Below are 25939 nucleotides of genomic sequence, written 5' to 3'. Positions count from 1 at the left end.
GCAATTTACCGATTTGGCATCTAAACTTACCTTTCAAGCTGGCACTTAAAACGAACAAGAGCAGCCTAATCGAGCAAAATAGTAATTCCAATGGAACCTTCTTATAATAAAGAGGTAATTTTATGAATAGAATCAAGAAGACAGTGTAAAAAAGGTGCCATGAAAGCTAACACTCACCATAGCGTTAGCATTAGGTGAAGCAGAAGTGTCAATTGATCGAATCAACCCATCTAAACGCGGTCTTTTTCATCCTATTCAATGAGCAATAATTCGGAGTCCCCCCTTGAGACTAAAAACTGAAGAAAGCAAACTAGCCATCGCTGCTTTATATAGGGTTCTTGTAGCCTCCCTTGTTTGCTGTCTATTCTATAACATTTTCTTTTTTTATTTTCCCTCTAAATACCTATTCGACATCCTCGCTCCGCGGATTATCATGTTGTGCTGCCTAGCGCTATTGATCTATTTCTATGTTGACCCTCAGGCCCACTTCAAGAATACAGTTAGAGCCTTCCTTGCCCTAGTGATAGCGTCCTTTGTTCCACCAAGCCTTTACTTTATTGTCATGGCATGGCAAGGCAAATGGCTGTTAATAGAGAGGCTTCCACCCACATCTGGCATTACCTTATCCTTGCTAATTCTAGGGTTAATGATGCTACCAAGAAGACAAAAAAAATACGTCATACTCTCTTGGTCACTGATTGCCATCCCGACGTTTCATTATCTTATTTTCCATCCTGCTGAACTGCATACAGAACGGGGCTACGAACTCGTTTCATTATTCGGCCCTGCCTGCTTGATATTGTATGTTATCTACCCTTATCAAAGTGGCATCCGCCATCATATGGATGAAATTACCGTTAGTCTACGACGCTCGGAAGCAGAAGCCGATCGTGATTTTTTAACCGACGTGTACAACCGCCGAGGACTACAACATTGGCTGAAACAACTCACAACAAACGATAAAATCTGTGTGATACTGATCGATGTGGATCATTTTAAAAGCATCAATGACCGCTACGGTCATACGACTGGCGACAAAGTTTTAATTGAGGTCGCGTCTAGAATGCGCTCCATCTATTTTGATAAACACGCGATTGCCCGTTGGGGCGGAGAAGAATTTACCGTCATCATGGTGAATCCAAATGAGCAGGCCTTTTGGGCCATTGGCTCCATGTTCCAGATTGCACTGAGCAACCTACCTTATAAAACGGTCGGAAAAGTAACTGTTAGTGTAGGTCAATCCGAGATTCACTCCTGTGAAGACTTTATAAATCTAATTGAACAAGCCGACAACGCTCTTTACGACGCAAAAAATAACGGTCGAAATCAGGCCATTATTTACAATAACACGCTCTCTTAGATTGTGTCTCACCCAAACACGGCCTAGCTAAAGCACTTAATTCCAATTTGGACTGTAAAAATCATCTCAACCGCTTAGAATAGGCCTCATATTTGCCGATTCATAAAGAGGTTCTATTTTGGCTACGGATTCTACAACACAAACACCGATGATCTTGGTAGACGGCTCGTCTTACCTTTACCGAGCATTCCACGCGATTCCACCGATGCACACCAGCGATGGCCATCCGACCAACGCCACACGCGGTGTCATCAGCATGATCCGCAGCCTTATCAAAACCTACCCTGACTCCCCCATGGTGATCATCTTTGATGCCAAGGGCAAAACCTTCCGCGACGAGATCTACAGCGAATACAAAGCACAGCGTCCACCCATGCCTGACGACCTTCGCCCGCAAATCGAGCCCATTCATCGTATGGTGGAAGCCATGGGATTGCCGCTCGTCATTATTGATGGTGTCGAAGCCGACGACGTTATCGGCACCATTGCCAAGCAAGTGGGCGAACAAGGCCGTGAGGTTGTTGTTTCCACGGGTGATAAAGACATGGCCCAGCTGGTCACCGAAAAAGTCACCCTAGTGAACACTATGAACAATACCGTCATGGACATCCAAGGCGTCAAAGACAAATTCGGCATTCCACCTGGACTGATCATCGATTACCTCGCACTGATGGGCGACAAGGTCGATAATATCCCTGGCGTGCCAGGGGTTGGTGAAAAAACCGCCCTTGCCTTGCTACAAGGGTTGGGTAGTATCAAAGACATCTACAACCGCTTAGACGAGATTGCCGCTTTGGGCTTCCGTGGTTCCAAAACCATGGCGAAAAAGATGGAAGACAACAAAGAAATGGCCGAGCTGTCTTATACCTTGGCGACCATCAAATGCGACGTAGAGCTGCCTTTCGAGCCACAAGAATTGAAAAACGGTGAAGCCGACAAAGAAAAACTGCGCGAGTGGTATACCAAGCTGGAATTCAAGACCTGGCTATCTGATCTGGACAAAGCGCCGAGCGTCGAAACCGCCAGCGATACGGTTGGCAATGATGGCCAAGTGGAAACACCGGTTAAATCCAATATTGAAGCCAATTACGACACCATCTTAGACAAAGACAGCTTCAACAAATGGCTAGAAAAAATCCAAACCGCCGAACTGGTTGCCTTCGACACCGAAACCACCTCGCTGAACTACATGGCCGCCGAACTGGTAGGCTTGTCTTTCTCAGTAGAAGCAGGCGAAGCCGCTTACGTTCCCGTCGCCCACGACTACGAAGGCGCACCAGAACAACTGGACCGCGATTGGGTACTAGAGCAGCTGAAACCTTGGTTAGAAGACGACAGCAAAGCCAAAGTCGGCCAACACCTAAAATACGACGCCAACGTGCTCAATAACTATGGCATCACCCTCCGTGGCATCGCTTACGACACCATGTTGGAATCCTATGTCTACAACTCCGTGAGTTCCCGTCATGACATGGACACCCTTGCCAGCAAGTTCCTCGGCCATACTAACGTGAGCTTTGAAGACATCGCCGGCAAAGGCGCGAAACAAAAAACCTTCAATCAAATCGAACTCGACGTAGCCGCGTTTTATGCCGCCGAAGACGCCGACATCACTTTGCGTTTGCATCAAGCCATTTGGCCGAAAATCGAAACCACACCCGAATTGGTCAGTATTTTTAAAGACATCGAATGTCCATTGATTCCCGTCTTGGCGAAAATGGAACAAACTGGCGCCTTGATCGATCCAGAGCTTTTGCACATTCAAAGTGGTGAGATCGCCGGCAAACTGCAAGAGATCGAGATCAAAGCCCACGAAGAAGCGGGCGAAAGCTTTAACCTTAGCTCACCGAAACAGCTACAAGTGATCCTGTTCGAAAAACAAGGCTTGCCCGTTATCAAGAAAACACCAAAAGGCCAGCCATCCACGGCGGAGCCGATCTTGCAAGAACTGGCGCAAGAGTACGAACTGCCACGCTTGATCATGGAACATCGCAGTCTGTCTAAGTTGAAATCCACTTATACCGACAAGCTGCCAGAAATGCTCCAAAAAACGGGCCGCATTCATACGTCTTATCATCAAGCCGTCACTGCGACAGGCCGATTGTCTTCGACCGATCCGAACTTACAGAACATCCCCATTCGTACCACCGAAGGCCGTCGTATTCGCCAAGCCTTTGTAGCACCGAAAGGTTACAAACTGGTCGCCGCCGATTACTCGCAAATCGAATTACGCATCATGGCGCACTTGTCCCAAGATAAAGGGCTATTAGATGCCTTCGCCAAAGACGCCGACGTGCACAAAGCCACCGCAGCGGAAGTTTTCGAAGTCAGCTTGGACGACGTCACCACTGAACAACGTCGTCGCGCCAAAGCCATCAACTTCGGCTTAATCTACGGCATGTCCGCCTTTGGTCTAGCGAAACAACTGGGCATTGGCCGCCCAGAAGCGGGCAAATACATCAAACGCTACTTCGAACGTTACCCAGGCGTACAGCAATATATGGAAAACACCCGCGAAGGCGCGAAAGAAAAAGGCTATGTCGAAACCATCTACGGCCGTCGCTTGTACTTGCCAGACATCAAAGCGAAAAACGCCATGATGCGCCAAGCCGCCGAACGCACCGCGATCAACGCCCCGATGCAAGGCTCCGCCGCCGACATCATCAAACGCGCCATGATCAAAATGCACGACTGGCTAGCACAAACCGACCTAGACGTGAAAATGATCATGCAAGTACACGACGAACTCATCTTCGAAGTCGCTGAAAAAGACCTAGACGCCGCCAAAGAGAAAATCGTCGACATCATGCAGAACAGCAGCCAGATTGACGTGCCGTTGTTGGTTGAAGCGGGGGTTGGTAATAACTGGGACGAGGCACATTAAGGCTCTAAAATAACAAATGAATACGAGCAAGGCTCAAGGAAGAGCCTGCTTTAAACTTAAGGGATTAAATGGAAACCACCATTCTACATAGCGACCTTTCAGTCGAATGGATGTCGCACAAACGCAGTAAAAACGCCTTTGTTACGACAACGAACGGCTCACTTTCATTTGGTACCTTTCCTAAAAATAACGCTCACTGGCCAGAACTAGAGATTAGATTGAAAGTCGGCTTTGCAGGCTTTGGAAGAACAAGATCAGGGGCATTTGGTGTTAGACATATCTATGAAAAACATAGCAAAGAAATTGGCATTACCTGCCCAAGTCAAGTATCGGGTTATATACAATCCATCATAACTGACGGAGCAACCGTCATTGTTGACACGGTGAAAGACGAAAACGCCGCGCTGGTGATAGAGTCCAAGACTGGGCTGGTCATTTTAAGACTATCCAAAGACAAAACCTATTACGACATTATCAGCGCCTACGATAGAAAATCCCACCCAGGGACAGTCATCGCAATGATATAGAACAGACATAAAAAAAGAGCATGACAAATGCTCTTTTTTGAAATGAAAAATGATAGTTCGTGGCAGCCCTTTAGCTCTTTGGGGTCAGGGTGACTAAACAATGTTTAGTCTAACCATCAACAACGATGTCACTGGCGAATCATTGGTAGCGTGAGAACATATGGACAATCCAGTAATGAGTCATATGTTAAGCCCTTCTACATGATTAATTTTAGTACTGACACCAACGTATTGCAACCGACAACAAACAGTCAATGATAAAGAACCTTCAGGCAGGATGTAAAATAACCAAGATAGTCTGCTCGAAAGCTTTTTTTACCCGCAGCTCCTAGCGGCTACAGACTTTTTTGAGTACAAAAAAACTCCTAAGCAAATCCGCTACATAAAGTAGCCTAAGCAGATCCATCACAAGCAATGTACTGAAAGGGGCCAGATGACAAATCATCCTGAAGATAAACCATATAGTAACGCTTACTTACACACTGCCTGTAATTTTTTTCTGGAAGAAATGGCAATTTGTAACAAAAATCTTAGCTCCGTAAACATTTTCTTAGACTAAATTGCAGTTAGGCATATCCAACACCAAGGAACAATGCCTAGAATGTAACTATTATCTTAGCGAATGAAGCAGATATAACTAAAATCTTAGTTTTGTAAAAATTTTTTGGTGCTGAATATGACAAATACATCCGTAGGCTACGCATACTTACTGGAGCTCACAGATATCAAAGCGCTGCCGTTGCAAGTATCTGCCCGTGTTATGCCAGTAACTAAGGTACAGCTAATTGACAATACATTAGCGACGCCTGCTTCATTAAAGCCTTCTGATAAGATACTCGATCACATTCTGTTTGCACTGAAATACGAAGACCTTAATTTACAAATACTTTCCCAAGCACTGCTCAAAGTTAGCTCAGAGGAACTCTTAGAATGTTATGAATCCGCTCCTATGGGGAGATATATCCGTATTGCCTGCCTACTTTGGGAACACTTTCATCAGCAACTGCTACCACGCATCACCGATCTGACACGCGGTAACTATATATCCTTGCTAGATCCAAAACAGTTCATGACAGCAAATAATCAAACCAATAAACGCTGGCGTGTCCATATCAATTTGATCGGCTCATTAGATTACAGCATTACCGTCAAACGTACTGACCGATTAGAAAAGGCTTTAGCACTCAATACTCTACAAAAGGCCAAAGAGTTCACAGATGGGCTAGATGACGCCATGCTTAATCGCGCTTTATCTTGGGTGTATCTCAGTGAAACCAAAGATTCCTTTGCCATTGAGAAAGAGCAACCCGATACCAATAAAATCCAGCGTTACACCAATCTACTGAGGCAAGCACACATTCCCCGTGCAATTGATGAAGATTATTTAAGAGAATTACAAAAGGCCACGATCAATAATCCCTACGAATGGGCTGTCTCGTATCGCAATGAGCAAAACTACTTAAGTAATGGCCCGGGCGCAATCGGTGTCACTTACGTCCCCCCCTCACCCAATTTGTGCCGCGAACTCATGCAAGAATGGGAGCATCTTACCAACCAATTACCAGATCAAGTAGATCCTATTGTGCTTGGCGCGGTCATCTCATTTGGTTTTGTGTTTCTACATCCTTTTATGGATGGGAATGGACGCTTATCACGCTTTATGTTTCATCACGTACTATGCCGCAGTGGCCAGCTCACGAATGGCCTATTACTGCCTGTCTCGGCTGTTTTGCATAACAAAGAGCGAGAGTATCTTGCGGCATTAAGCGCCTACTCCTCCGAAACCAGAACCTTCTGGCAAGTAGACTACCTAGACACAGAAAACTATGCTTTTAAGTTCAAAGGTCATGAATCTATCTATCGCCATTGGGATGGCACCGCCTGTTCCGAACTCATGGCAGAAGCTTGTGACGAAGCCATGGAACATTATATAAAACAGGAAGTCGCCTACCTAAACCAATACGACGCCCTAAAACGCCATATCAATAAACAGTTCGACATTAATGACAAAACACTTTCAAAATTGGTAGTCTTCTGTTTAGAGCAAAACGGTAAGATATCTAAAAGGCGTAGAGATCAGTTTCAGTATGAAGTGCCCACCGACGCCTTTGATGCTTTAGAAGAAGCTTACTCAAAAATCATCTAGATAATACGCAATGATCAACATGCACGATTGAATACAAAGCTTTGACCTAGAAGCCGCCAAAGAAAAAATCGTCGACATTATGCAGAGCAGCAGCCAGATTGACGTGCCTTTGCTTGTGGAAGCTGGGGTTGGAGGTAACTGGGACGAGGCGCATTAAGCTTCGTCAAGTCTTAGGGGATCAGATTCCTTCCATGATCGATAGGTGTAAAATTGAAAGTTCAGCAAATTACTCTCACTGGTAAAATTATACGCTTAGAACCGATGAAACTTGAGCATGTGGAGGCACTTAGCTTAGTCGGGTTAGCTCCTGAACTGTGGCATTTACAACCTGCACCTATATCCTCACAAGAAGAAATGCATCTTTACGTAGCTAAAGCACTCAACCAATTTCAGGCTGGTGAAGCGTTACCTTTTGTCATCGTCAGTATTGCAGATGAAAAAATAATTGGCACTACACGATATATGGACATATCACCACAAAATCGCAGACTCGAGATTGGGGCAACATGGTTGTCGCCATCACATCAGCGAACGGGCGCTAATACTGAAACAAAATCGCTTCTACTTACCTATGCATTTGAAAGTTTAGGCGTACAGCGAATTGTTTTTAAGACCGAGGTTTTAAATGAGAAATCACGTAATGCACTATTGCGGTTAGGAGCAATTGAAGAGGGAACATTTAGGAAGCATTTGATTGCAACTTCAGGTAGAGCTAGAGATATGGTTTATTTTTCTATCCTTGATCATGAATGGCCACAGATTAAGGAGCGACTAAAAATGCTAACGGATAAGTATCTACCGAGACCCGAATAAATAATTTATTTAGCCTATCCGAGCAATTGGGGTCAGATGCTGAGGTATCCCCACAAATTTAAGCATAACCTTGCTTCCTTTTCTTCAGTTGCTGAGCGAGTTGTTTGATGCCGTCTCGCCAGTCATTTTTTGATATCTGGAAGCAAATCATTACGGCTCGTTTTCCAAGGTAGAAGTGACACAAGACTCTTCGCCTGCTTATCGTATTCACCTGGAAACGCTTCGCATAGCCTGCCAACTCTATGACTTTGCCTACCAGAACAAGCAAGATCGCAGTGAGAGTTGTGAGTAGGATCAAGTTGATCAGACGCTCTATTTTAAATGTATAACTTAGCTCAAAACCCAAGCCGAATCGGCTACTTTTCATGTCTCGAAAACCTTCTTCTATTTGCATTCTTGTTTCATAAGCCTTTACGCATCGCTTCGCAAAAAGACGGTTCACTGGAAGAGAAGACACTAATAACCAAGGCTCTTTTGCTCCTCTTGCTGCGGTGAGTGAAGACAAGGAAGCTCGTCTGTTTCCTTTCTGATTTATAGAATGACGTCCCTTAGGGCAGCTTTTGTAGAGAACAAACTGGTTGGTGACCGGACTCGACTGGCGATGTTTAAGCTCTAGATGCTGAGGTTTTTGATTGGCGTTTGAGAATAAAGTGGATATACAACGCCAAGCTTGAAGCGAGTTATCATAGTACTTACGCGGCCTTCTGACTCGCCCGACATAATCCCAGCCTTGCTTCACGACTTCCTCTAGCCAAGGCGTCTTAAATCCAGCGTCCGTTACAATGATGGGCTTTGCTTTACTTGGCAGCAGTGCTTTTAAAACGCTTAAAAATTGTCGATGTGTTTTAGGCTTTTCTTTTGTGAGCTTGTCATGTACTTCTTCATAAAGCGTAATGGATCGACCTTCAAAAGCGGTACTGGCACGAATCAAGAAGTGCTGGCCACGTGCATCTAAATCTGACCAATCAACGCTAATAATTGGACGAGACCGAACCACAAACAGCCGACAAATATAGGCATACAGCGAAATAGATTCGCGTCTCAGATTTGGATTGGAAAGCAGGCGATCCGAACGTTTAATACGGTGCTTTTCATAAGCGTTTGATTGAATCCCTCGACCAATACTGGTCACGGTACAAAGGCTTCCTTGTGCTAAGCTGAGTACACAAGCTGATAGCGCTTTGCGTCGAGCTTTATGCATATTGGGGCTGACAATCGGCAGGATTTTGTTCAATATAGCAGTTGCGTTCATAGCTCTCAGTGAAAGTTTGTTTTTGGCGAAATAATTGATCACCAAGGGCTATGAACGTTCCCTTCTTATACTAACATTTTGATCTATATTGGAATTTTGTGGGGATACCTCAGGGTCAGATCCTGAGGTATCCCCACAAATTTAATTAGCATTCCAAGACCCCAAGTTGGTCTGCAAACTGTCGTATTCCAGTTTGCTTTGGGGATATTTAAGTCCGTATGGATCGCTCGCTTTCCTAAATAAAAGTAAGACAGAACTCGGCGACTTCGCGTACTGTTGCTTTGAAAGCGGTAGGAATAGCCTTTCGAAGCAACAACAATACCGAGGCTGGCGCATACTCTAGCGCTTTCACTAGCAATAGCTGCGCGGCGACACTCATAATCGAGATCACTGCCAATAAAACCCATTCCTTTGTACTCGGTTCACGCCATACAGCCACACCAAAAACCGTTGCACACGCGCAACCGACCAATGCCATATAGAGAACCACACCAACAATTGGGGGGGGTATTTTCAACAGCCCCCATTTCTAGAGCATCTCCTAGAGAGGGGCTAGTAAGTCACTATCAAAACCAATGCCTGTTAAATTATTTTCTTCAAAAATAGATACGAAATTTTGATTAACAAACAAACGTGTTGTTCCTGCACGCTTGGACTTAAAAATAGGCTTTTTGGCAATATCGTCAGGTTCAAAAGCCAGTGTTTTTAAGCCAACACGAATGCCATCTGAATATTCATTGGTGGTAAGTTCTTTATCTTCCTTAGCGTAGGTTAGGCAGTTATAAAGAAACATAGGTATATCATTGACAGTAATAGGTAAAAGCTCACCGGTCTCAACAAAGGCACCTCCCAATACCGAATTAGCCTTTTCACTAATGATCAGCATATGTCCACCCCAACGACTCACATCAGGAAAAGGAACGCCTTGCTGTTCAAAATAAGGCAAGGGGGAACAAACAACCCCCTCTTTCCATATAGGTAAGATCGACGCATTGGTTAAAGGTTGATCGAATAAAAAATCTTCTACCTCATCTCCCCCTAGTTGTTGTGCTAGTTGATGACTATCAAAGTCTAAAAAGCCTTGTTTTAGCTCTCCTGAGGTGATTTTGTAAACCTTCATTTCCCGCTCCACTGGGTATCTTTACCTTCCAAAATTTGACTGGGATGAGTTCCTATCTTTAATCAAGTTCGGGGGCGGATCAAGTCGAGACCAATACACATAAGAATATGATTAGCATGAATTTGAATCACTTCGTGAACTCAACTTCAAGTTTAATCCTTTTCATTTTCTCCTCCTTCTGGAACTGGCTTAAATTCTTGCAGCTCATCATCCATTAGATAACGAGAATCCGAGTCAGACAATATACCGCGACTAATGTCAGACTCTTTCATTTTTGTAGTGGCCAAGCCTTTGTCTGTTGAACCTTTAGATTTCTTTCAAGCCTAATACGTTTGATCGTCATCAGAAAGATTTCTTAAATGGCTTCATCACACCAAGATCATATGACCTTTTGTCCAAGAGAGTTCTGGGTCACAGAGTCTGGCCTCCCAAAAAATCATTCGCGAGCACGTTGTAGATAAATAACATATAAGCCACTGGCAATAACAATCCCGGCTCCCACAATGGTCCATCTGTCTGGCAGTTCTCTAAATACTAAGAAGCCAATAATGGTGGCAAATACCAGTAAGCTGTAATTGAAAGGTTGTAGTATTGAGGCGGGGGCATACTCTAGGGCTTTCACTAATAAAAGCTGTGCAGCAACACTCATAATAGAAATCACGGCCAATAAAATCCATTCCTGCATGCTCGGCTCACGCCATACCGTCACACCAAAAACCGTTGCACAAACACAACCGACCAAGGCCATATAGAGTATGTTGGTATTAAAACCATCCCCTGCGGAACTCACCTGACGGGTCACCACATGATAACCAGCAAAACACAAGGCCGCAGTTAACGGTATCAGCGACTCAGATTTAAAAACTTCCAGCCCGGGTCGCAGGATAATCAGTGTTCCGATAAAACCGACACACACCGCCAACCAACATTTCAGACTTACCCGTTCCCCTAAGATGGGTGCCGCCAAGGCAATTGCCATTAATGGGAACACCGCCATCAGGGAATGCGCTTCTGCTAAGCCAAGATAACGCAATGCCAAATTGAAAATCGCAATCTCAGCAATGGACAATAAGGAACGTAACACCTGCAACTTAGGGCGCACCGAACGTAATGCATGACGAACCGTACTGTGACGTGACACCCAAATGATCGCAAACAATGCAAACACCCAATAGCGCACGAGTACCACTTGCGCCACCGACATATCCTGAACGAGGATTTTCGTCACGGCATCTTGTGAGGCGAATACCAACATCGCGGCTAGGCATAACAACACACCTTTTCCCACTAGGGTACGCTCCGCTTCCATGTTTAATGGGCTCATGTGGTTATTCGCCTTCTATCGCTGGTTTCATAATGGAGGATGTTCGGATTGTAGAGCATCTCAATAGCGTTGAGAATCTAGACTGCCAGCTTCATTTCCAACACTACAGCAGATTGGGTTGTTGGAAGCATTTTATCGAGTAGTATTGATATCTGGCCGATTCACTTTAAACGACCTATTTTGGTGCAAATTTGACGTATTTTGCCCGCCTGTTTTAGGACAAAGTCGGTAGAATCGAGTTTTACTATGGCCATTAGCGTAAGGAAGGCACATGGAATTCAATATCAAACTTATTTTTAGTGGCATCGCCATTGTATTAGCGATCATGGGATTTGTGCCTTATATTGTGTTAATTTTACGCGGTCAAGTGAAGCCCCATGTATTTTCGTGGGTGATTTGGGGTATTACCACTACCACTGTTTTCTTTGCCCAACTGGAAGCCGAGGGCGGTATGGGAGCATGGCCTATTGGGTTATCAGGGGTTGTGACGATTCTGATTGCCATATTGGCCTATACCAAACGCGGTGATGCCACTATCAGCAAATTGGATTGGGGCTTTTTGATCGTGGCCTTGGCCTCACTGCCACTGTGGTACATTACCAATGATCCATTGTGGACGGTGGTCATTCTCACCACTATCGATATGATCGGTTTTGGACCTACCTTTCGAAAGGCCTACTATCGCCCCTTTGAAGAAAGCCGAATTTTTTTCATTATCATGATTTTACGTAATGTGTGCTCTGTCGTGGCGCTGCAAGCCTACTCCATTACCACGGTGCTGTTTCCATTCTGCTTAGCGGTGGGCTTTTTGATTTTATTGATCATCCTGCAGCTGCGTCGCAGCGCGCTGTCTCAGCAAATGGCCTAATTTCATCAAGGATAAATTATGGGATAATTGGACCCAAGTGACCATTACCCCATATTTAAAAGAGTTGCCTCTCTTGTGGCTATTACTATCGACTATACAAGATGGAAGGTGCTGCGAATGCCTTCTTCTCGAAGCGGCGCTAATGCTTGATAGGCGTCGCTGTTGTACCAGTTTCTAGCACTTTCTTTATCAGGGAATTCAAGAATGGCTTTTGCTCTATGTTCGGTTGCCCCATGCAGTATTTCTGCTTCCCCCTTGGCAATAAATCGGCCGCCATAGGGCTCTATAGTAGCCTTTGCTTGAGCGCTGTACTCTGCCAATTTATCTTGATCAATTACCGTTGAATCTACGATCACAAAGCTAGTCATGTTTCTGTCTCCTTAAGACAAGTGAATAGGTTGACTTAGCTTAAGATTGTGTTGTTTATTTAACAATACCAACAAAATTAACAAAGTGTTTATATAAATGAACAATATAAAGCTCGCACCCTTGCTTCTCACCTTTGCAGAAGTCGCCTCCAAGCGTTCCTATACTGCTGCCGCCAAAAAGCTAGGCATTAGCAAGTCGGCCATTAGTCAACAAATCAAACGTTTAGAGGAGGCCATTGGTCAGCAACTTCTAATACGCAGCACACGAGGCGTCTTACTAACCGCAGCAGGGGAAACCTTGCTCGCTCGTAGTGAGTTATTAGATGAACAGCTTAATATGGCTTTCACGGAGTTAAACCAAATTAAGGACCAACCTAGCGGGCTCTTTAAAGTGTCCGTTCCGCCTTTTTCCGAAAAAGAAATTGTGATGCCCGCCATCCGGCAATTGTGTATCGAGTTTCCGCTGATCACCCCTGAGATTGTGGTGACCGCCAAATGGCAAGATCTGATAGAACATCAACTTGACGCCGCCATTTTTGGTGGGGATATTAAAGACTGTGACTATCGCGCTTTATCGGTCAGTACCGTATCAGAGATATTCTGTGCCTCACCGCGCTACACGGCCCAGTACGGCTTCCCCAAAAACTTAGAAGAACTCGCACAACACAAATTCATAGCGACGGCATGGCATAGACCCAAAATCGAGGTGTTTGATAACCACCTTGATAATAAACAAATGATCTCTCTCGACCACTGTGTCAAAATAAATAGCCTAGCCACAGGGCTTGAAGCGACATTACTCGACATGGGAATCGCCTTGCTACCCGAGTTTTTAGTGCAAAAGCATTTGCAAGACGGTGGCTTACAAAGAGTACTTCCAGAATGTCGCGGCAAGGATTGGCACTTTTATTTTTTACATCAATATAAGGGGGAAAAACCACTGCACGTCTCACGCTTCTATCAGCTGTATCGTCACTATTTTTTAAAAACGTGCGCAACGGATAAAGTGTAAGGCAAGCCATGGCTACTTATTTTCCATCATAAAAGGAGTAGATTTCGCGCTTTACTCTACTGGCTCATCCTTTAGAAATGCCTTCAGGTCTTCACTTGAGAACATTTCTTTTAAATCTTCATCCGTTAGTTCTGATCCTTTAGTTGTATTAATAACAACGCTTTCTCCATCTACCTCAATAGTGTGCTGCTCAAACTCCAAACCACTGTCGGCAGTGGCATCGGGGTCGTTGCAACCAACGATCAAAGTTAACACAGCAATCACAAAAATGAACTTCATGTCCTTTACATCCTTTTGCTTCCCGGAAAGATCGCCAGTCTAAATGATTAGACGCCTTCTTAATAGCAGGATAACAGGCATACAACAAGAGACGGATTCGTTCGCCTCTTTGTTTATTAAGCCTCTGCCTTTACTAAGCAATGGTTTCCTGAAGCTGTGTTGAAAGGGATTTTGCTTCTAGGGTTCGTTCATTGAGGTACTGTAATCGTTCGTTCACTTCCACCGCCAATTTGCCAATATCGATTTGCTTAGCGGAATTTTCGTTCACCAGTCGGTTAATTTCATTCACTTCGGTACAAGTTTCGGCCAGCGACTCACCCGTCTTATTCGTTAGCTCAACGGTGTTTTGCACAGAGCGAACGCTGTCGTCAATGTTGTGCACCGCTTCTGAGACCCCCTTTTGCAGGCCTTCTATCATGACTTGAATATCTTGGGTGGATTGTTGGGTTTTACTGGCAAGGTTACGCACTTCATCGGCAACCACAGCAAAGCCTCGACCTTGTTCACCCGCGCGAGCGGCTTCAATGGCAGCATTAAGGGCCAACAAGTTGGTTTGGTCGGCAATACTGCGAATCACATCCAGTACAGAGGAAATTTGTTCCGAATTATTAGAAAGCTGCTTGATCACATCAGCGGTAGAGGACACTTGGTGAGTCAATTCTTGTAGGACACTTTCCGCTAATTGCAAATTGTGCTGCCCTTGATTGGAGTCATCCACCAAGATGCCTACCTTTTGCGTGATAATGTCGGTGTTAGCAGCCACTCCTTGTATAAGCGGCGCACTATGCTGGCGGTGTTTGAGAATATCGGATAAATCTTGTTCTTGCTTATTAACAATCTGAAGCAGCGCATCAATGTTACTCTGTAGTGTAGTATCCACTGTTGCTATATCTCGATCTTCCTGTTTCGAAGATATTAGCTTGTGAACAACTCGATCAACCCAAAGTGGAAAGTCATCAGTCTTCGTTGGCAAGGTGAAATGAGGGCTATCGGGTAGATGTTGTGTCAGTTTGTCAGCAAGTAACTGAAAAAACTGATGTTGTTGGTGCCCTTTTTTTAGATAATTAAAAGTGAAAAACATAGCTAAGGCAGTGAGAAGCCAAACCAGTATTAGGTTGGCAAGCATTGGCATACTATCAGTCCAATTGAGCGATATTGTCAAAGCGATGGCAATGCATATTTCAGCAATCATCAATCCCGTAAACCATACTTTTTGTCTAACATTCATTATGCATTCCTATTTTTATTGTTGTTTATGATCCTTTTATAGAATTTGATAAAAACACAAAATAGATGCCATGAATAATTATTTATATGCTAACCAATTTACATTTTGAGATAGACACCGTATCCACCATCAAGAAGAGAAGAGCGTTAACAGATCGGCTTCTTGGCATTATTAATCAATTGGGCAGCCAAGCAAATGTTGTATGCCATACATCTGGATTGGGACTTAGCCAGTAACCCAAAGCACAGCATAGAACGAGCAAAAGCGATGTCCAAGGTTCGCCCCAGTCTGTCAGTTTTAGAGCGCTACCAAAGGAGCGCTTAACGCGCATTCCAGACAGTTCAATGCTGTATAATTCGTCAAGTATGAGGTGTATGGTCGCCCCTAAGAAGATAAATGCTCCTACTCCCCATGCGGTTTTCGCGTTCAGATCGAAGACATGGAACGAGATTGCGACCGAGATAACAGTAAACATTAGGTTAGCAAGCAGACTATGCAGTGTTCCTCGGTGAATGGTGAGCTGTTCAAACCCCCATTGTATCGGGAAGCGTACTAGGAGGTAGCCACCTAGCGCCAAGGCTAGCACTTGCCAATGGGGCAGTTGGTTCACACATAGAACGACCGTGAGACCTGCGACCAAGGCACCAAGCAAGCGAAAAACAATCCGAATGGCGATGGAGTCATCAGAGTCGATGTCAGGCAGCATCCCACCAAGCGTTCCGGCTAAGGCATAAAGAATGGTATCACTCATAGTCGCAAACCCCATAAGAAAGGCGCTTGCGGCGAGTGGTGCGCTGAGAGCTGCAGCCACAGTCACATGAGTTTTAAAGTCAGCCATTTGACGGTTCCTTATTACGCTGGTGTAAGGCGGGGGATTGTTTTTCAGACGGTGTATCGTTAGTGAGCGCATACTACAGGAATCTAATCTCAGAATAAAAGATGAGAAAATGTAAAGGAATAATAAACTTCTAAGCGTTTAGTTGGCCGCTTGGGCCTTTCATAGAGAGCCCACTTATCAAAAATAAAGGAGACAGACTCCTTTTTTGTTTATACTCTTGCTTAACATGGGCCTCATCAAAGCTAATAAGAGACAATGAATGGCAAAGCGTAAACGTAGTGTTTTAGGTAAGATATGGTTTGTTGTATGGCGTTTTTTTCTAGTTCTATTTCTCATCTTGTTGGTTTTTCGGTTTGTACCGCCACCAACCACGTCTTTTATGCTACAAAGCCCTTATCCAGTCACTCAACAGTGGATCAGTATCGATAAGCTGCCACCGTACGTGCCGCTCGCTTTCGTTGCCTCAGAAGATCAGCGGTTTCCATATCATTTTGGTATTGATTTTACGGCCATCGGTAACGCCATAAGCCAATACGACGACGGTGATGGCCTGCGTGGCGCAAGCACCATCACCCAGCAAACAGCAAAAAATCTTTTCTTATGGCCAGCACGCAGCTTTATCCGTAAAGGCCTTGGAGCCGTTTTGGCAGTCAGTCTTGAAGCCATCTGGGGCAGAAAGCGAATCTTAGAGGTGTACTTAAACATAGCGGAATTTGGTAAAGGTATTTATGGTATTGAAGCGGCTAGCCAGCACTATTTTGGCAAGTCTGCGAGTAAGCTAACCAAAGATGAAGCCGCACGGTTGGCGGTACTGTTGCCCAACCCTCGTGAACGCGACCCTAACCATTTAACCCCCTACCTTCTTAAAAGGGTCAATTGGGTGGAACAGCAAATGCAACAGCTTGGAGCAGGCTATCTTAAGCCTATTTTAGGGCGCTAGACTCTTACTCCCTCACGCAGCCGTTATATAGAAATGTCTCTATAACGGCTCTTTGCTGACCAGTCTCCTATTACTTTCCACCTTACCTCCATAGTCTTGACCCTGATTGTTCTATACTTAAGGAGAGCCAAAACTAATAAAGGAGGCTTGTTATGTATGAAAATATCGCTGTTCCTGTGGACTTAGCCCACGCAGACAAATTAGAAAAAGCGCTGAAAGTCACTGGGGATCTTGCCAAGCAGTACTCATCCAAGGTATTTCTACTCGCTGTTTCAACGTCTGCAGCAAATGAAGTTTCCCATGACCCTGAAGAGTTCCAAAGTAGGCTAGATGCTTTTGCCGAAACGAAAAAACAGGAATTTGGCGTTGAGTTTGTCGGCGTGGTGGTTCCTTGCACCGACCCTTCGGCCGATATGGATCACGTGTTAAATCATTGGCTACATGACAACCCTATTGATTTAGTGGTCATGGCGTCCCATGTTCCTAGTTTTAAGGATCATTTTTTCCATCCCCACGGCAGCTATTTGGCGTCCCATACGGACAAATCTATTCTGCTCGTTCGTTAATTTTTAGATTATCAGTTATCAAGAATTAGGGGCAAGGGAGCGCATATTACAGAGCGTTCTGACTACCCCTCTCACCACACCATGCCACATACCATAGCGTCAGACTATTGATCAAAAGCGCATCTAGTAATGCGTTATTTAATTTATATATACAGACAAGAAGACCTGATTTATAAAAAGCACAAAGCCAAACATCAATATCACTCTATTTTACGATCTCAATGTCTGGCTATGTATATTGAACTCTATTAACTAGTTATTTAGAGCTTTGTCGATGGCGTCTTGCAAGGTTGCCTCATCCACTGCGCCGCCAATAACCGTGGTATTTTTCACTGTAGCACCACTAGCGGGTGTAATGACAAATCCAGGCGTGCCTTGGAAACCAATCTGACGGGATAGCTGATCATTAATCATGATGGTTTTTTTATAAGGAGCATCTGAGACTTTCTTTAAAGGCGCTTTGAGAGCTTCTTTTGCTACTTTTTGGATATCGGCATTGGTCAATTTACCTTCATCATGACCCGTTGCGAAAATGCCATTATGGTAGCTAAGGTAGGCTTTAGCCCCTTTTTGCTGCCAAATTTCTAGACCCGCAGTCGCTGCCGTTGCGGAGGTTTCCCAGCGGGATGCAAAAATCGGCCAATCACGGAAAATAAACGTCACGTTAGGGTTGGCTTTCATGAGCTGTTCCACTTCAGGAGCCATTTTATGGCAATAGAAGCACTGATAATCAAAAAACTCTGTCACAGTCACCTTGGCATCTTTCGGCCCAATGTGTGGGATGCCATCAAGTTTCATTAAGTTAGCATGGGCCTTAACAGCCGATACAGTCAGAGCCGACTGCTCTGCTTCCTGCTGTTTCTTTTGAAGTTCTTGGCTCACTTGAACCAGAATTTCAGGGTGTTTTACCAAGTAATCGGCGGCGATTTTGCCAATCTGTTCTTGCTGATCTGGAGAAAACGTGCTGCTGTCACTAGCATACGCCATTGTCGCGGTTGCCATAATGGCTGTTGAGGATAAAACGGCTAATAGTTGTTTTTTCATACTGATATCCAATCATATTTACAAACATAAAGACCCATCAACTACCATATCGACGCAATAGCAGCAAAGCAACGCGCAATTGTGGAGAGATTGGGGTTCACTATGGGAGTATTTTTCGCCCTCCTGCGAATTAATAAGACTTTTATTCAGACCATTTGCTAAAATCCGCCCCATTCCTATTAGGTTTTACTTTAAAGGCAAGCTATGACCGTTCTTCTGATGACCCCACCCATGACCCAGTTAAATACTCCGTATCCAGCGACGGCCTATCTAACTGGTTTTTTGCGCTCTCGGGGCTATGAGGCGGTGCAGCGAGACCCTGCTATCGAATTGTTTCTAGAAATGATGACAGCCCCCGCTCTGGATATTATCCATCAGCATGTGGAGGCCAATTTTGAGTCTTTTGAGGAGGATGAGCTACCTGATGTGATCTTTACCTTTTTGGCCGAGTTTGATCGTTATCGTACTTGTGTCGAGCCAGTTATTCGCTTTTTACAAGGCAAAGATTCCAGCCTTGCCCTACGCATTATCTCACGTCGCTTTTTACCAGAAGGCCCAGCCTTCAATGTGATTGCGCAGATGGAAGCCATCTCGGGGGACATACTCAAAACCGCTTTTGGTGATCTTGGCGTCCAAGATAAAGCCAAGTATCTGGCGACTTTGTTTATCAACGATTTGTCTGCCGTGATTACTCAAGGAGTTGATCCCTATTTTGAGGTCAGTCGTTATGGTGAGCGGTTGGCGGCGGCCAATCCAAGCTTTGACGATCTATATAACACGTTAATGGGTGAACCGAGTTTTAGTTCTGAGATTCTAGAACAGCTCGTTGATCAATATCTAGAAGAAGCTCAACCCAGCGTCGTCGCACTCACCGTGCCTTTCCCTGGTAATATGCTGGGGGCTCTACGTATTGCGCAAACCTGTAAAGAGATTAATCCTGACCTGCCTGTGGTACTAGGCGGCGGTTTTGTGAACACTGAGCTACGCGCACTGAAAGACCCACGGGTATTCGAATTTGTCGATTTTATCTGTGTTGACGATGGCGAGCGGCCTTTTATGACTTTGCTGGAATTCTTTGATGGTAAACGTGAAATTGATGAGTTGGTGCGTACTTACTTTCTTGCAGAAGACGAAAACGGCGAGCCCTACGTGCACTATAACGAAAACGCCGAGTTACACGATATTCCTCAAACCGATGTCGGCACGCCGATATACGATGGCTTGCCGTTAACAGAATACTTGTCCCTGTGTGAAATGCTCAACCCCATGCACCGTATCTGGAGCGATGGCCGCTGGAATAAGCTGACCATTGCCCACGGTTGTTATTGGCGCAAGTGCAGCTTCTGTGATGTGACACTGGATTACATTGACCGCTACGATGCCGCTGGCGCCGATATTCTGGTGGATCGTATTGAAGAGTTGATAGAAGAAACAGGGCAAACGGGTTTCCATTTTGTCGATGAAGCGGCACCACCCAAGGCCTTATTTGCACTGGCAAAGCGTTTGATCGAACGGGGCGTAGTGATCAGTTGGTGGGGCAATATTCGCTTTGAGAAAACCTTCACCCCTGAACGCTGCCAATTACTGGCGGATTCTGGTTGCATCGCCGTGAGCGGCGGCTTGGAAGTGGCGTCCGACCGATTGCTTAAGCTGATGAAAAAAGGCGTGAGTGTCGAGCAGGTAGCCCGAGTGACCAAAGCATTCAGTGATGCTGGTATTCTGGTACATGCTTATTTGATGTATGGCTTCCCAACGCAGACCGAGCAAGAAACCATTGATGCGCTAGAAATGGTGCGACAAATGATGGGGCAAGGCTGTTTTCAGTCTGCTTTTTGGCACCGTTTTGCCGCCACTGCCCATAGCCCAATTGGCATCAATCCCGATGCGTATGGCATTACCCTTACCGAACGACCCCATATTTTGTTTGCCGAAAACGATGTGGATTTCACCGACCCAACGGGCACCGACCATGAGATGTTGGGAGATGGACTGCGCAAAGCGCTCTATAATTATATGCATGGCATTGGCTTTGATCAGCCAATGAGTTTTTGGTTTGACCAACCCGTTGCCCACACTAAGGTAAAAAAAGATCTGATTTCTAGCGCGGTAAACGATTTGATTGTCACTAGTTAACACAACTGCGCGAACTGAGATCCCCTTACAGCATTTGGAAGAGGATCTCAGGATTAAGCAGGATTAAGTGTTGAGTTAGAGCACCTGCCAAACACGAATAATCACAGCGGGATCTTTATCATAATCCTTTGCTCTGTCTACTGTTCCTAAGAAAATGGCTTTATTCATCCATTCGTAAGGACTACCGAGGGGAGCTTCAAAGCTTAACACGCTTTTGGCATAACGATTTTTAGGGTTTTCTTTGGTTGGTTTTGGGCTAATAATCGCTTTATTCTGTACTAAAATAATATAGCCATCATCGGTTTTAAGAGCATATTTTGCATCTAACTCTTTACTACCGTCTGGGCGACCAAGTTGCCAATCACCGCCACCAGAAAGAACCTTTCCTTTTAACGATGGGCCTTTAAATTCTCCCCCCGTGATCCAAATAATGCCTCGTTCACCATATTTACTCTGGCCAACGGTTACTCTTGCTTTATCTATCGTCACACGAGCTTCATAAACGAATTTTGTTGTAAAGCGATCATCTCTATTGGGGTTGTCACTAGCGGCTAACGCACTGACACTAATAAGAAGAGATATCGAGAAGATGGTAAGTGCATTGATGATTTTTAGCATATTGATTCTCCATTTTTGTTTTTATTGTTATCCATTTTTGCTGCCCTAAGTTAAAAGCTACCTTTATGAGCAAAAAGCATTTTCACAATAGATGGTGGATGTTGATTTTAGCAATTGTTTAATCGATCAAATGTTTGTTGATTTTTGCGATAGCAGTTGAAAACAGGTAATGGACAGCTCTAAAGCGCTTTTTATATCGCTACGATATGCCGATGAAGTCGAATTTGCAGGTGACAGATTTGACGTCACTTGTGAAGACCTTGTTGTCCCAACAAAGCCTAGCAGTATTGCGATATGGTTTGGTTTATGGGCATGTAGCGACTAACAACATATGCGCTGAAGAGTGGCATGCTCTGTCATGGTCTGAACCCATCGTCCCATGTCGACAAAACATCACCTTATTTTTTCCACGATATTCGTTCAGTACTTGTTGTAAAAAATAGTTCAATACCATATTGTTTAATATATAAACAATTTAGATTGTCTTACCGATAAAAAAACAGCCAGATGCCATGTCTGGGTGGCGTATCAAATAACAACAATAAGGTGGAAATAATCATGAAAATTTTAGCCGCTATCGCACGTGAAACCGGAAAACCCTTCAGTGTCGAGCACATTGAGATTGAAGAACCAAGACAAGACGAAATCCTTGTTAAAGTCGTCGCTACTGGGGTTTGTCATACAGACCTTGTGGTTCGTGACGGCATGATGCCGACGCCACTACCGGCGGTATTAGGCCACGAAGGCGCGGGGATTGTTGAAAAAGTAGGAGCCGGTATCAGCAAAGTCAAACCTGGTGATCATGTGGTGATGACATTCAACTCATGTGGTACTTGCCCAAGTTGTAAAAATCACGATATCAGCTATTGCCATGAATTCTTTCCACGCAATTTTGAAGGAGCAAGAAGCGACGGCTCCAGCGCCTTGAGTCAAGATGGCACCCCCATTACAAGTAACTTTTTTGGGCAATCATCCTTTGCTAGCTATGCAATTTGTAACGAGCTGAATGTAGTAAAAGTCCCCGCCGACATAAAACTTGAGCTATTAGGCCCCTTAGCCTGCGGTATTCAAACTGGTGCTGGCTCCGTCCTAAATGCTTTGCAAGTCTCTCAAGGTGACAGTTTTGTGGTATTCGGCACGGGATCAGTAGGGTTATCCGCTATCATGGCGGCAAGCGCCGTTTCTGCGACCACCATTATCGCAGTGGATATGAATGATGATCGCCTAGCACTTGCGAAAAGTTTGGGGGCCACTCACACCATTAACCCCAGCAAAGTAAACAGTACCGAAGAAATCCTCAAAATCACTGGCTATGGGGCGAAATTTGCTCTCGACACCACGGGGATTCCTGCCGTCATCAAAGGCGCAGTAGAAAGCCTTGCACCAAAAGGCACCTGTGGCATTCTCGGTGCCTCTGGACCAGACACGGAAATATCGTTCAATGAAACGCATTTTATGAGTGGCGGTCGACGCTTAATGGGAATCGTGGAAGGGGAATCGAATCCTGATGTCTTTATTCCTGAGCTGATTCGACTCTATCAAGCTGGCAAGTTTCCCTTTGATAAATTGATCAAGATGTACGATTTTCAAGACATCAACCAAGCCGTTGAAGACTCTGAATCAGGCGTGACCATTAAGCCTGTTGTAACCATGCCAGCCGCCTAGTCACAATCAGACGGATCAAATCAGCAGAACACCGCTAACAGAAATGAAAAAGCGCCAACTCAACCAGAGCTGGCGCTTTTTATTAAGAAACGGTATTCCAAGGCAGTTGTCCCGGTGCGGCATCAACAAAGTTGAAGTACTGCTCTAACTGATCAATAAGATCTCGAATCACTTCATCTTTGCTACAGCCATAAAGCTCGTAACCCAACGCCCCATTACGAATGTACACATCCGCTTGCCAATGGGTGTCATAGTTTGATTTGTCACTATGGGCTTCGGGGATTTGGTGTTCCGTCGCCAACACTTGATAGAAAAAGTCCAGTTTATCGTCATGCTCAAGTTGGAAGGTAACACCATTCTCTTGCGTGGTAATGTTGGCTTTCCAGTCATGGATCGCCAGTTCTTTTTGCACTTCTTCCATCGCTGGCACGACCACTTCTTTAATAAAGTGGCTCACCTTGGCCTGTCCAGGAAACTTAAACAACGTACTAAGACGTTTGCGCCAGCTCCCCTCGCGACTAAATGCACGCCCAGGGACCGCAGCGGCTTCTACTGAGGCCTCACGATGTCCCTCAATAACCAATGCTCGCCATAATCCAACTGCCGCTAACAGCATAATGATGGCAAAAGGAAAGGCTGCCAGCACACTCATGGTTTGCAACGCACTTAAGCCTCCGGCCAACAACAAGGTAGCGGCAATCACACCTTCAAGAGAGGCCCAAAAGACGCGCTGCCAAATGGGGGTTTCTAGGGCGCCGCCAGATGCCAACGAGTCAACGACTAAGGATCCAGAGTCCGATGAGGTAACAAAGAAAGTGATAATCAAGAAAACGGTGACGACAGATAAGAAAGTAGACCAAGGCAACAAATCATAAAACTGAAATAATGCCACCGAATGGTCTGCCTGTACTTCGCCAATCAACACATCCTTACCCTGCTCCATAATCAAATACAAAGCAGTGTCGCCAAAGATAGAAAACCATAAAAAAGTAAATATGGTCGGCACGGCAAGCACACCAAAGATGAACTGGCGGATGGTACGACCACGGCTAATTTTGGCAATAAATAGCCCAACAAAGGGCGCCCAAGCAATGGTCCATGCAAAAATAAACAGTGTCCAGTTACCAATCCAATCACTTTGCGTGTATGCCTGCAGGTTAAAGGTACGCCCTACAATGTTGCTCAAATATGCCCCTGTGTTTTGCACGAAGGCATCGAGAATATGAATGCTAGGACCGACAAAAAATACAATGACCATAATGAATACGGCTAACCCCATATTCAAAATCGATAAGTTTTTCACTCCTTTATCCATACCCGCCACAACTGAAGCAATCGCCGCTAGGGTAATCAAACCAATCGCAATCACTTGTACTGTCGTACTAATAGGAATGCCTTCCCAAAGGTAATGTAAGCCTGCATTAATCTGCGTCACAGATAATCCAAGTGTCGTCGCTAAACCAAACAAGGTGCCGAGAATGGCAAACACATCAACAGTATGACCAATAGGGCCATAAATACGATCACCAATCAGCGGATAAAGCGCCGAGCGTACAGACAATGGTAAACCATGACGAAATGCAAAATAGGCAAGTACCAGCCCCATCAGACCGTATATACCCCAAATATGTAACCCCCAATGGAAGTAAGCGATTTGCATCGCCTCACGAGCCGCATCAATGGTTTCAGCGGTGGCATTAGGTGGTTGAGAGAAGTGTAATACCGGCTCAGCAACACCAAAAAATAACAGAGCGATACCGTAACCAGCGGAGAAAAGCATCGCAAACCAAGCAGGAAAGCTGTATTCCGGATCGGCGTGATCTGGCCCTAAGCGAATATTGCCCCAGCTACTGAAGCCAATACAAACCATAAACACGAGAAAAATCGCGGTGGCCAACATATAAAACCAGCCGAAGGTTTCAGTCATCCATGACAACGCACTTTTGAATGCCTCTCCAGCAAGTTCTGGGTTACTCAGTGTTCCGACGATGAGTAATAGAGTGATAATAACGGTGGGAATAAATACCGGCAGCAATACTGCCCCCGATAACGTTTTCTGCGAGTTGGTCATAAAGTGATCTCCTATCCATATGCCCTGACAGCCTTATATGGATAGTAACGTACATAACCTTATGGATCCCCCAAACTGAGCCCCTTGTTACTATAAGATACAAAAAAACCAGTGCTAACATAATCAGTTAGCACTGGCTTAGTCTTATTCGTCATCGACTTATAGGCTTATTCACACCTTTTCTTAATGTTGAGCAGCCGTTTTTTGCAGAGCTTTCATTTCATCATGACACTCTTGCATTTTAACTTTAATACGGCGCAGCGTGACCTCACAGTCTTGGGGTTGGTTTCTCACTAGAGCATGGTCGAGTTCTTCTAGAACCTTATCTTCTAATTCTTCTAGCTGATCAATATAAGTAAAGGCAGAGGAATCGCCAGAGATATTAGATAACAACTTCGTATAAGTTTGGTGTGCTTTGACCAATGTACTGTTATCGAGCTCTACTTCTCCTTGTTCATCAATGGCAAATGGCTGTAAATCGGTAGCAGCTTCTTGTTTCGCTTTGATCATACGATCAAAGAAGGCTTGGTACATTGTGTTACCCAGTTTGTTTTTTGCTTCTTGGTAAAATTCGATACCGCCATTCATGACTTTTATAATATCTGTAATATGGTGGACATGAGTAGTTTGATTTTGCATGCTTGCCTCCTAAGCTCAATAGCTCCTTGTTAACGTTTCTTGCCTTCCGCTTTCATAGGCAACGTATTAACCGTAAGAGTTGGCGATAGCGCATTAGAAAACAACCGTATTTCGAAGAACACATCTTAACTGCATATTTTCTACAAGATACGAAGAGGCTTTTACAAAGCTCATACGTGTTATATATGTGCTAAACGACAAAACAGGCTAGAGTGACTTATTTTGATACAGCGCTGGTGTAACG

23 protein-coding genes are annotated in these 25939 nt (G+C 44.8%); 11 read left to right on the top strand and 12 right to left on the bottom strand.

Translation table 11 applies throughout. From position 1 onward, the window contains the following. The first annotated feature begins 520 nt into the window (after positions 1 to 520). The 5 genes from MSP8886_RS02205 to MSP8886_RS02185 all read left to right on the top strand — a co-directional run bounded on the left by MSP8886_RS02205 (position 521) and on the right by MSP8886_RS02185 (position 7730). Positions 521 to 1360, top strand: a complete 840-nt coding sequence (locus tag MSP8886_RS02205; protein ID WP_175365244.1) for a GGDEF domain-containing protein — start codon at positions 521 to 523, stop codon at positions 1358 to 1360. Between the two features lie 148 nt (positions 1361 to 1508). Continuing rightward, the gene (gene polA / locus MSP8886_RS02200; RefSeq protein ID WP_067012982.1) at positions 1509 to 4244 is read left to right on the top strand and encodes a DNA polymerase I; all 2736 of its coding nucleotides are present in this window, start codon (positions 1509 to 1511) and stop codon (positions 4242 to 4244) included. A gap of 68 nt (positions 4245 to 4312) precedes the next feature. Next, positions 4313 to 4771 (top strand): hypothetical protein, encoded by a 459-nt coding sequence (locus tag MSP8886_RS02195; RefSeq protein WP_067012232.1) that lies wholly within the window; start codon positions 4313 to 4315, stop codon positions 4769 to 4771. A gap of 676 nt (positions 4772 to 5447) precedes the next feature. Beyond that, a complete protein-coding gene (locus tag MSP8886_RS02190; protein ID WP_067012230.1) occupies positions 5448 to 6917 on the top strand; it encodes a Fic family protein in 1470 nt (489 codons plus the stop codon). A 210-nt stretch (positions 6918 to 7127) separates the two neighbouring features. Then, positions 7128 to 7730: a GNAT family N-acetyltransferase gene (locus MSP8886_RS02185; protein WP_217491185.1), complete on the top strand. Its 603-nt coding sequence runs from the start codon at positions 7128 to 7130 to the stop codon at positions 7728 to 7730. Positions 7731 to 7788: 58 nt separating this feature from the next. Here the strand turns inward: MSP8886_RS02185 and MSP8886_RS02180 are convergent, their stop codons facing one another. The 4 genes from MSP8886_RS02180 to MSP8886_RS02165 all read right to left on the bottom strand — a co-directional run bounded on the left by MSP8886_RS02180 (position 7789) and on the right by MSP8886_RS02165 (position 11426). Further along, a complete protein-coding gene (locus tag MSP8886_RS02180; protein ID WP_067012228.1) occupies positions 7789 to 8982 on the bottom strand; it encodes an IS4 family transposase in 1194 nt (397 codons plus the stop codon). A gap of 235 nt (positions 8983 to 9217) precedes the next feature. Further along, positions 9218 to 9499: a hypothetical protein gene (locus tag MSP8886_RS02175; protein ID WP_139063069.1), complete on the bottom strand. Its 282-nt coding sequence runs from the start codon at positions 9497 to 9499 to the stop codon at positions 9218 to 9220. Between the two features lie 24 nt (positions 9500 to 9523). After that, entirely contained in the window at positions 9524 to 10102 is a 579-nt protein-coding gene (locus MSP8886_RS02170; RefSeq protein ID WP_067012224.1) for a hypothetical protein, read from the bottom strand. Between the two features lie 436 nt (positions 10103 to 10538). Next, a complete protein-coding gene (locus tag MSP8886_RS02165) occupies positions 10539 to 11426 on the bottom strand; it encodes a DMT family transporter (RefSeq protein ID WP_217491199.1) in 888 nt (295 codons plus the stop codon). Between the two features lie 271 nt (positions 11427 to 11697). Here MSP8886_RS02165 and MSP8886_RS02160 point away from each other — a divergent pair, with 271 nt between their 5' ends. Next, positions 11698 to 12294 carry a hypothetical protein gene (locus MSP8886_RS02160; RefSeq protein WP_067012223.1) on the top strand — a complete coding sequence of 199 codons (597 nt, stop codon included), beginning with the start codon at positions 11698 to 11700 and terminating at the stop codon, positions 12292 to 12294. A 92-nt stretch (positions 12295 to 12386) separates the two neighbouring features. Here the strand turns inward: MSP8886_RS02160 and MSP8886_RS02155 are convergent, their stop codons facing one another. Continuing rightward, entirely contained in the window at positions 12387 to 12662 is a 276-nt protein-coding gene (locus MSP8886_RS02155) for a DUF1330 domain-containing protein (protein ID WP_067012221.1), read from the bottom strand. 97 nt (positions 12663 to 12759) lie between these two features. Between MSP8886_RS02155 and MSP8886_RS02150 the strand changes: the two genes are divergently transcribed. Beyond that, positions 12760 to 13674: a LysR family transcriptional regulator gene (locus MSP8886_RS02150; RefSeq protein ID WP_067012219.1), complete on the top strand. Its 915-nt coding sequence runs from the start codon at positions 12760 to 12762 to the stop codon at positions 13672 to 13674. Between the two features lie 51 nt (positions 13675 to 13725). Here MSP8886_RS02150 and MSP8886_RS02145 read toward each other — a convergent pair whose 3' ends face one another. From MSP8886_RS02145 to MSP8886_RS02135, 3 genes are all read right to left on the bottom strand, one after another. Then, the gene (locus tag MSP8886_RS02145) at positions 13726 to 13953 is read right to left on the bottom strand and encodes a hypothetical protein (protein ID WP_067012217.1); all 228 of its coding nucleotides are present in this window, start codon (positions 13951 to 13953) and stop codon (positions 13726 to 13728) included. Positions 13954 to 14086: 133 nt separating this feature from the next. Further along, a complete protein-coding gene (locus tag MSP8886_RS22855; protein ID WP_067012215.1) occupies positions 14087 to 15181 on the bottom strand; it encodes a methyl-accepting chemotaxis protein in 1095 nt (364 codons plus the stop codon). Between the two features lie 175 nt (positions 15182 to 15356). Next, the gene (locus tag MSP8886_RS02135; RefSeq protein ID WP_067012213.1) at positions 15357 to 16019 is read right to left on the bottom strand and encodes a metal-dependent hydrolase; all 663 of its coding nucleotides are present in this window, start codon (positions 16017 to 16019) and stop codon (positions 15357 to 15359) included. 259 nt (positions 16020 to 16278) lie between these two features. Between MSP8886_RS02135 and mtgA the strand changes: the two genes are divergently transcribed. Together mtgA and MSP8886_RS02125 are read left to right on the top strand one after the other, a co-directional pair. Continuing rightward, positions 16279 to 16959 (top strand): monofunctional biosynthetic peptidoglycan transglycosylase, encoded by a 681-nt coding sequence (mtgA, locus tag MSP8886_RS02130; protein WP_067012211.1) that lies wholly within the window; start codon positions 16279 to 16281, stop codon positions 16957 to 16959. Positions 16960 to 17111: 152 nt separating this feature from the next. Then, positions 17112 to 17525: a universal stress protein gene (locus MSP8886_RS02125; protein ID WP_067012209.1), complete on the top strand. Its 414-nt coding sequence runs from the start codon at positions 17112 to 17114 to the stop codon at positions 17523 to 17525. Between the two features lie 252 nt (positions 17526 to 17777). Here MSP8886_RS02125 and MSP8886_RS02120 read toward each other — a convergent pair whose 3' ends face one another. Then, positions 17778 to 18569 carry a DsbA family protein gene (locus tag MSP8886_RS02120; protein WP_067012207.1) on the bottom strand — a complete coding sequence of 264 codons (792 nt, stop codon included), beginning with the start codon at positions 18567 to 18569 and terminating at the stop codon, positions 17778 to 17780. Positions 18570 to 18800: 231 nt separating this feature from the next. Here MSP8886_RS02120 and MSP8886_RS02115 point away from each other — a divergent pair, with 231 nt between their 5' ends. Further along, positions 18801 to 20702, top strand: a complete 1902-nt coding sequence (locus tag MSP8886_RS02115; RefSeq protein WP_245659004.1) for a B12-binding domain-containing radical SAM protein — start codon at positions 18801 to 18803, stop codon at positions 20700 to 20702. 75 nt (positions 20703 to 20777) lie between these two features. Here MSP8886_RS02115 and MSP8886_RS02110 read toward each other — a convergent pair whose 3' ends face one another. Next, positions 20778 to 21320: a DUF3237 domain-containing protein gene (locus tag MSP8886_RS02110; protein WP_067012203.1), complete on the bottom strand. Its 543-nt coding sequence runs from the start codon at positions 21318 to 21320 to the stop codon at positions 20778 to 20780. Between the two features lie 558 nt (positions 21321 to 21878). Here MSP8886_RS02110 and MSP8886_RS02105 point away from each other — a divergent pair. Then, positions 21879 to 22985, top strand: coding sequence for an NAD(P)-dependent alcohol dehydrogenase (locus MSP8886_RS02105; protein WP_067012201.1), 1107 nt, complete (start codon positions 21879 to 21881; stop codon positions 22983 to 22985). A gap of 82 nt (positions 22986 to 23067) precedes the next feature. Here MSP8886_RS02105 and MSP8886_RS02100 read toward each other — a convergent pair whose 3' ends face one another. Next, on the bottom strand, positions 23068 to 25056 hold the full coding sequence (locus MSP8886_RS02100; RefSeq protein ID WP_067012199.1) for a BCCT family transporter: 1989 nt from the start codon (positions 25054 to 25056) through the stop codon (positions 23068 to 23070). Positions 25057 to 25239: 183 nt separating this feature from the next. Beyond that, positions 25240 to 25695: a PA2169 family four-helix-bundle protein gene (locus MSP8886_RS02095; protein WP_067012197.1), complete on the bottom strand. Its 456-nt coding sequence runs from the start codon at positions 25693 to 25695 to the stop codon at positions 25240 to 25242. Positions 25696 to 25939: the final 244 nt, after the last annotated feature.

The organism is Marinomonas spartinae (assembly GCF_900089775.1).
Lineage (GTDB): Bacteria > Pseudomonadota > Gammaproteobacteria > Pseudomonadales > Marinomonadaceae > Marinomonas > Marinomonas spartinae.
The sequence above is the reverse complement of the archived record's forward strand: the minus strand, read 5'-3'. Positions and strand labels throughout refer to the sequence as shown.

What these genes read in the sequence shown, in the direction of transcription:
- polA (WP_067012982.1), top strand. Translation starts at nt 1,509, where the DNA reads ATGATCTTGGTAGACGGCTCGTCTTACCTTTACCGAGCATTCCACGCG.
- MSP8886_RS02195 (WP_067012232.1), top strand. Translation starts at nt 4,313, where the DNA reads ATGGAAACCACCATTCTACATAGCGACCTTTCAGTCGAATGGATGTCG.
- MSP8886_RS02190 (WP_067012230.1), top strand. Translation starts at nt 5,448, where the DNA reads ATGACAAATACATCCGTAGGCTACGCATACTTACTGGAGCTCACAGAT.
- MSP8886_RS02180 (WP_067012228.1), bottom strand. Translation starts at nt 8,982, where the DNA reads ATGAACGCAACTGCTATATTGAACAAAATCCTGCCGATTGTCAGCCCC.
- MSP8886_RS02170 (WP_067012224.1), bottom strand. Translation starts at nt 10,102, where the DNA reads ATGAAGGTTTACAAAATCACCTCAGGAGAGCTAAAACAAGGCTTTTTA.
- MSP8886_RS02165 (WP_217491199.1), bottom strand. Translation starts at nt 11,426, where the DNA reads ATGAGCCCATTAAACATGGAAGCGGAGCGTACCCTAGTGGGAAAAGGT.
- MSP8886_RS02160 (WP_067012223.1), top strand. Translation starts at nt 11,698, where the DNA reads ATGGAATTCAATATCAAACTTATTTTTAGTGGCATCGCCATTGTATTA.
- MSP8886_RS02155 (WP_067012221.1), bottom strand. Translation starts at nt 12,662, where the DNA reads ATGACTAGCTTTGTGATCGTAGATTCAACGGTAATTGATCAAGATAAA.
- MSP8886_RS02150 (WP_067012219.1), top strand. Translation starts at nt 12,760, where the DNA reads ATGAACAATATAAAGCTCGCACCCTTGCTTCTCACCTTTGCAGAAGTC.
- MSP8886_RS02145 (WP_067012217.1), bottom strand. Translation starts at nt 13,953, where the DNA reads ATGAAGTTCATTTTTGTGATTGCTGTGTTAACTTTGATCGTTGGTTGC.
- MSP8886_RS22855 (WP_067012215.1), bottom strand. Translation starts at nt 15,181, where the DNA reads ATGAATGTTAGACAAAAAGTATGGTTTACGGGATTGATGATTGCTGAA.
- MSP8886_RS02135 (WP_067012213.1), bottom strand. Translation starts at nt 16,019, where the DNA reads ATGGCTGACTTTAAAACTCATGTGACTGTGGCTGCAGCTCTCAGCGCA.
- mtgA (WP_067012211.1), top strand. Translation starts at nt 16,279, where the DNA reads ATGGCAAAGCGTAAACGTAGTGTTTTAGGTAAGATATGGTTTGTTGTA.
- MSP8886_RS02125 (WP_067012209.1), top strand. Translation starts at nt 17,112, where the DNA reads ATGTATGAAAATATCGCTGTTCCTGTGGACTTAGCCCACGCAGACAAA.
- MSP8886_RS02120 (WP_067012207.1), bottom strand. Translation starts at nt 18,569, where the DNA reads ATGAAAAAACAACTATTAGCCGTTTTATCCTCAACAGCCATTATGGCA.
- MSP8886_RS02115 (WP_245659004.1), top strand. Translation starts at nt 18,801, where the DNA reads ATGACCCAGTTAAATACTCCGTATCCAGCGACGGCCTATCTAACTGGT.
- MSP8886_RS02110 (WP_067012203.1), bottom strand. Translation starts at nt 21,320, where the DNA reads ATGCTAAAAATCATCAATGCACTTACCATCTTCTCGATATCTCTTCTT.
- MSP8886_RS02105 (WP_067012201.1), top strand. Translation starts at nt 21,879, where the DNA reads ATGAAAATTTTAGCCGCTATCGCACGTGAAACCGGAAAACCCTTCAGT.
- MSP8886_RS02100 (WP_067012199.1), bottom strand. Translation starts at nt 25,056, where the DNA reads ATGACCAACTCGCAGAAAACGTTATCGGGGGCAGTATTGCTGCCGGTA.
- MSP8886_RS02095 (WP_067012197.1), bottom strand. Translation starts at nt 25,695, where the DNA reads ATGCAAAATCAAACTACTCATGTCCACCATATTACAGATATTATAAAA.